Annotated in this window: 4 protein-coding genes; 1 reads left to right on the forward strand and 3 read right to left on the reverse strand. The window is 38.1% G+C overall.

The window, feature by feature from the left end:
* The coding region (locus tag ACKPEB_RS20345; RefSeq protein WP_408966829.1) for a hypothetical protein at nt 1-268 on the reverse strand (268 nt) is incomplete at its 3' end.
* 570 nt (nt 269-838) lie between these two features.
* Between ACKPEB_RS20345 and ACKPEB_RS20350 the strand changes: the two genes are divergently transcribed.
* Entirely contained in the window at nt 839-3,532 is a 2,694-nt protein-coding gene (locus ACKPEB_RS20350) for a chloride channel protein (RefSeq protein ID WP_408966830.1), read from the forward strand.
* A gap of 157 nt (nt 3,533-3,689) precedes the next feature.
* Here the strand turns inward: ACKPEB_RS20350 and pbpC are convergent, their stop codons facing one another.
* Nucleotides 3,690-6,017, reverse strand: a complete 2,328-nt coding sequence (pbpC, locus tag ACKPEB_RS20355) for a penicillin-binding protein 1C (protein WP_408966831.1) — start codon at nt 6,015-6,017, stop codon at nt 3,690-3,692.
* Nucleotides 6,018-6,353: 336 nt separating this feature from the next.
* The coding region (locus ACKPEB_RS20360) for a S1 RNA-binding domain-containing protein (RefSeq protein ID WP_408966832.1) at nt 6,354-6,460 on the reverse strand (107 nt) is incomplete at its 5' end.

Below are 6,460 nucleotides of genomic sequence, written 5' to 3' on the forward strand. Positions count from 1 at the left end.
AATAAATGGGTTTGAGTTCTCCAAAATCTTCAGAAATATCTGTTGGTAATGCTATAATTTTTTCCGATAATAGATTAGGTAAAACCTTTGATAACCCTAGATTTTGTAAAATCGGTTGAGTCGAAAGTTCAGTCTCAGTTAAAGCAAAGGGATAAGGAAGAATGGGTTCATCAGTCAGGGACTCAGAGGTAACTCGCCGCCAGGTTTCCCCCCACAAAAAGAAAGACCGACTCGGCGTAATGCACCAACTTCCATGTAAAATTGCCATAGGGATAAGATGATAATGGGAAAAAAGTTAGATTTTATCGTATTAATCTAACCAACGAGAGAGGGCTAGAAAAATGGCCTTAGTTGTTAACCGCTAACATCAAGCCTTAGATAATTTTAGTTGAAATCTTCCTAAAAAGATGAAAGCCTCGGAAACTAAACTACAAAAAATTTTAGAAGGAACCCAACAATATCTCCTGCCTCTATTTCAACGTCCCTTCCTGAAAAATCTTTAATTAATGATGGCTATTGCTTCTTTGATCAGAAATTCCGTCAAAAAGACTGTGAATTAAACTTGATAAAAACGGTGATTATTAACGGTCTTTCCCTAGTTCTACCAGAGAACGTCTGCTAAAGACTCCCCCTCTTAAAAATGAGGAAGCAGAGCCACCTGTTCAGCAAACGAGAGAAATCGTTGTTAAGCTTTAGATCTAAGTAGGCTGAAGCCTAACAACGAAGTTTTTGAAGTTATATTAGTAGCTTTTGTGAATAGAGCGACAAATTTTAATCGATGAAAATATTTGTATTTTCACTGCTATCCTAAACAATAGCCCAAAATTATATTTTCATTATGTGGCGCATCTCTATCCCCAGAGAAATTTCAATTCTGTCGTCTAAAATTTTATCACCCACGACTCCTAAACGTTATGCCATTATTGAAGCTTGTTTAATAGGCTTAGTGTCCGGTTTAGCTGCATTCTTATTAAAAGAAGGGGCTGGATGGTTGGGTTCTTGGCGAATTTCTGAATCCTTAAATGCGGGGATTCCTCCTTGGATTTTTCTTCCAAGTCTGGGATTAATTGGCGGTTTATTGACAGGTTTTTTAGTCGAACGATTAGCGCCAGAAACCGCCGGAAGTGGGATTCCACAAGTTAAAGCTGCGTTGGCTGGAGAACCGATTTCTCTTGATTTTCGAGTGGCATTTTCTAAACTCATTGGGACGATGTTTACGATGGGTTCTGGGTTAACATTAGGACGTCAGGGGCCAACGGTGCAAATTGGTGCTGCTTTAGCTGCTTGGATTAGTCGCTGGGTTCCCACTTCTCCCAATTATCGCCGCCAATTAATTGCTTGTGGTGCCGCCGCTGGATTAGCCGCCGGATTTAATGCACCCATTGCGGGGGTGTTATTTGTAGTAGAAGAACTGCTACATGATGTGTCAGGAATTACCCTTGGCCCTGCGATTATTGCCTCTTTTATTGGGGCGGTCGTTTCCCGTTTATTAGGAGGTCAAGAACTCAGTGTTAATGTCACAAAAACAATTATATTAGAAACGGTACAGGATCGATTATTGTATGCTAGAGAAATTCCTTTATTTATTTTATTAGGAATTCTTGCGGGAGTTTTAGGAACTATCTTTAGCCGCAGTATTATTGCAGGTTCAAAATTCAATCGTCGGGTGTTAAAGTGGGGATTACCACAACGCATGGCGGTGGCTGGTTTATTATCAGGTTTAGTTGTCTCTTTATTGCCCCTTTCCTTTAGAAATAATACAGGAATTCGAGAATTAATTTTAAGTGGAGAATTGCCTTGGCAAACGAGTGCTTTAGCATTTACAGCCCATTTTATTTTAACAGCAATTGCAGCGATTTCCGGTGCACCGGGAGGATTATTTGCTCCCTCTTTAGTGTTAGGTTCTGCTTTGGGTCATTTAGTGGGAAGTTGGGAATCAGAATTCATGTTAGGTATTGGTCAACCCGCGATTTTCGCCTTTGCAGGAATGGGGGCGTTTTTCTGTGCCGTGGCGCGAACCCCGATTACGGCTGTTGTGATTGTCTTTGAAATTACAACGGATTTCGGGTTAGTCTTACCCTTAATGATTTCTTCGATTGTAGCTTATTTAATTTCTGAAAAAATTGATTCTAAATCTTTGTATGATCAGTTATTAAAATTAAATGGAATCGAACTTAAAGCCCATCAATCTATTGATAGCATTTTAGATCAATTAAAGGCAGCCGATGTGATGCAACGAAATGTCGAAACTCTGCCCAATCATTTAACTTTAGAACAAGTGATTGAAGCTTTTGGAAAATCACACCATCGCGGGTTTCCGGTCGTAGAAAATGGTAAGTTAGTGGGAATTATCAGCCAAACGGATTTAACACAAATTAGTAGTCGCAAATTACCGGATCAAACCCCGATTAATCAGTTAATGACCCCCAGACCGATTACCGTTGCTCCTGATGATAATTTAACTCATGTTTTGTATTTATTGGGTCACTATAAACTCAGTCGTTTACCCGTTGTAGAACATCATCATTTAGTGGGAATTATTACACGCAGCGATATTATTCGCGCCGAATTAGGTCAAATTAGTGGGGAAACAACCCAAGTCGGACGACATTATGAACCGTCTTATATTGCCTATCAAACGAGGGGGCCACAAACGGGAAATGGTCGTTTATTAGTTTCATTATATAACCCTCAAACGGCTCCAACTTTATTAAAAGTTGCCATTGCGATCGCCCAAGAACAAAATTATGAATTAGAATGTTTAACCGTCATCACCATTCCCTATAGTCAATCTCCTTCAGAAACGCCAATTCGGTTAACAAAAAGTCGGCGTTTATTACAACAAGCAGAACGTTTAGGACAGCATTTACAAATTTCGGTTCATACTCAAATTCGAGTAGCTCATGATGTCGCTCAAGCAATTTTAGAAACAACTCAAAATGAACATATTGATTTATTATTAATGGGTTGGCATGGAAATAAATCATCTCCTGATCGAATTTTTAGTAACGTTATGGATGCCGTGATTCGTCAAGTTCCTTGCCAAGTTATGTTAGTGAAATGGGCAAACAATCAAATTCCTGATGCTGCTCAAACTGATGAGAATTTTAATATTGCCAGTTGCCCTGTTTTGGGTTGGCGGCGTTGGTTAGTACCTGTGAGAGATACCCTAGAAAATTCTGTGGCTGTGCAGCTTTTACCCGCATTAACAAAGTTAAGTATATCTCCTCATATTCGTCTGTGTCGGGTGGTAAAAACGGAACTTTCTCAACAGGAAATCAAAGATTTTCAGCAAGCTTCAGAAGATTTAAGTTATGGTTTAAATACGGATGTCATTTTTACCCGTATTTGTTCTGATTCTGTATCAGAAGCCGTGATTGATTTAGCAGATAAAGATCAATGTGATGTGATCCTGTTAGGAGCGAGTCGAGAAGGAATGTTAAGACAAGTGATTCAGGGGAATATTCCAGAAGCGATCGCTAAAAACTCCAACTGTACGGTGATTTTGGTTCGCCCAGCGATTCAAAAATAATCGATTTCAACGGTTAAATAGTCATTCCACATTCATCAACTAAATAACACATAGATCGAAATCGTAAACCCATCAATATTCTAAGTTAAAAATTAGTAAAAACCCAGTTGATTTGAGGAGATGGCTCGCAATTATTAGAGCTATAAATCCTTGAAGTCTATTGATTAGTATCAACAAGCGAAAAACCTCGATGGTAGGGTTTTTTATCCGCAATTTGTACTTGAAAATCAACAGTATCTTGTTGAGTTCCTTGTTTAACCGTTAATGTCCATTGTCCGGGTTGTAATGACCAAAAGAAAGAATTAGCAGACTGAAGCTTTAATTTCTTCCCATTTAACCACCATTCCACAGGCTGTTGAGATGGGGTGGTAATTTTAAATTCTAATTCAGAAGTTTCTCCTGAATTGATCACAAAATAATCATCAGCTTGAGGAGAAATAATTTTTAACTGATTTTTCGTTAACTGCGGATGAGATTGTCGAGATAACCATTCATTATATTCTGAATTTAATTTGATTTGAGGTGATTTTTGATGATATTTAGAAACACTTTTAAGATCAAAATATTCTAATACTATCCCTCCCGAACAATCAGAAGTCGGACGTAACCCTGTTGTTGCACAAATGGGTAACTGAACAAACCCTAAAGGTTTGGAAAAATTAGCAGGTTCTTGGGTTTCATGTAAATATAATACAATGCGATTCCATAAAGGAGCCGCACCCGTTACCCCAGAGACATTTTGCATTCCTTCACCGTCAAAATTTCCCACCCAAGTTGCAACGGTATAATCTGTTGTAAACCCCACCGTCCAAGTATCTCGATAATTAGAAGAGGTTCCTGTTTTCACCGCAACCGGAAAGGGTAAATTTAACACAGAATCAATCCCAAAAGAATAGGATCTTGCATGAGGATCACTTAACATATTTGTGATTAATTGCCAGGGAACAGCCGTATCAATAGATGGTAAATTAGGGTCAATAAGCTGTGATTGACTTAAAATCACATTAGGATTAATAATTTTGCCTTGATTAGCCATAATTAAATAAGCCTTTGCTAATTCCCATAAACTCACTTCTCCACTTCCTAAGCTTAATCCTAAACCATAATAATCAGGAGAATGAATTAAGTGTTGAAATCCCAACTGTTTTAATCGTTCTAAAAAGACGGGGACGGTCACTTTTTCTAATAGTTTGACCGCCGGAACATTTAAGGAATTTGCTAATGCGACGCGCACCCGTACAGGGCCTAAAAAAGTTTCACTGTAATCTGTTGGGCTGTAAAGTTTTGCCCCTGGAATCCCATAATAACTTGGCACATCTGCTAAAATTGTATTCGGTTGAATGATGCCTTCTGCTAAGGCTAATTCATATAAAAAGGGTTTCAATGTTGATCCGGGTTGTCGCAGCGCTTGAACCCCATCATTTCGCCCTAATTTATCCGTATTAAAATAATCAGCAGAACCGACATAAGCTAATACGTCTCCGCTATGATTATCAATCACAATCGCCGCAGCATGATGAACATTATGGTCTTTTAAACTGATGATAATTTGTTGAATTTGAGATTCAATAAATTGCTGTAAGGGGCGATCAAGGGTGGTTTTAATGTAATGGGTTGATCCGTTCTGTATCAAAGGATCAGAAGCGGATGAATGGGTTAATTTTTCAGTCAGCCAAAATAGAAAATGGGGTGCAGCAATAATTCCTTGTTGTTTAGGTTGGAAAGTTAATTTTTCTTGAGCAGCACGTTCGGCTTGAATAGAAGTAATATATCCATCTTCAACCATACGCTTTAAGACATAATTTTGTCGTTTTTTTAAACCCAATAAATTATCATAGGGATTTAAGTCGGTGGGGTCATTGGGAAGGGCGGCTAATAAACTGGCTTGAGCTAAATTTAATTCTGATGCAGAGGTATTAAAATAGGTTTTTGCTGCGGCTTCAACGCCATACAAATTCCCCCCCATCGGTAAACGATTAATATAAGCTTCTAAGATTTGTTGTTGATTCATTCCAGCACTGAGTCGCCAGGATAACCAAATTTCGCCAAACTTATTCGGTAATGTGCGGGGTGCGGGTTCTAATAATCTTGCTAATTGCATGGTAATCGTCGAGGCACCACTCACAATTTTTTTAGCTTGAAACGCTTCTAAAATAGAGCGAATCAGCGCAATATAATCAATCGCCCCATGTTGATAATAACGTTGATCTTCGGCGGCAATAATTCCGTTAATAAAATTAGGTGAAACTTGACTTAATGTAACAATTGCGGTCTGATTTTGATCAGAACTTAAAACCGTTCCTAATGGTAAATGATTGCGATCGCTAAATTCAAAGGCAACATCTTTTTGTTGAATATCTTCTGCATGAATCGGGGCAAAATAAGGAAGCGATCGCACGATTCCCCCTAAACAGAATAAAATGAAAATTGTTCGGATCGCTCGATGGCGAAAACAAGCCAAAATTTGGGGTAGAATTCGGTTCATCTTTTAGCCTCATCAGGGGTGATTATGATTAATAATGGCAGTGCGATCAGCTATAATCTGGAAATTCATTAAAGTCTTAACAATAAACTGAATTGTTCTACATCAGACTAGGGTTCAGTTACGGATTAAAATCTTAATATCTGTTACAGTCCGGGTACGCAACTTACAGGTTTAACTTAATCTTCAGAATTCATGAATTCCATAACTTGATTTAACCGTTTTTCTCGATTAACGAACTGTTCTAATGGATTCTAAAATCATTTTAATCTTATTATAATTAGGGTTTAAATTCAATTGAACTAAAACCCTAATTTCAAGAAAATTTTAACTGATTTCTTACCGCTTCATCGTTAAACTAATCCGCTTTAACTTCTCGTTAACTTCCATGACTCGAACTTTTACCACTTGACCCACTTTCACAAACTTATTCGGATCATCAACAA

This window comes from Planktothrix sp. (assembly GCF_046067725.1).
In the GTDB taxonomy this organism is placed as follows: Bacteria; Cyanobacteriota; Cyanobacteriia; order Cyanobacteriales; family Microcoleaceae; genus Planktothrix.

What these genes read in the sequence shown, in the direction of transcription:
- ACKPEB_RS20350 (WP_408966830.1), top strand. Translation starts at nt 839, where the DNA reads ATGTGGCGCATCTCTATCCCCAGAGAAATTTCAATTCTGTCGTCTAAA.
- pbpC (WP_408966831.1), bottom strand. Translation starts at nt 6,017, where the DNA reads ATGAACCGAATTCTACCCCAAATTTTGGCTTGTTTTCGCCATCGAGCG.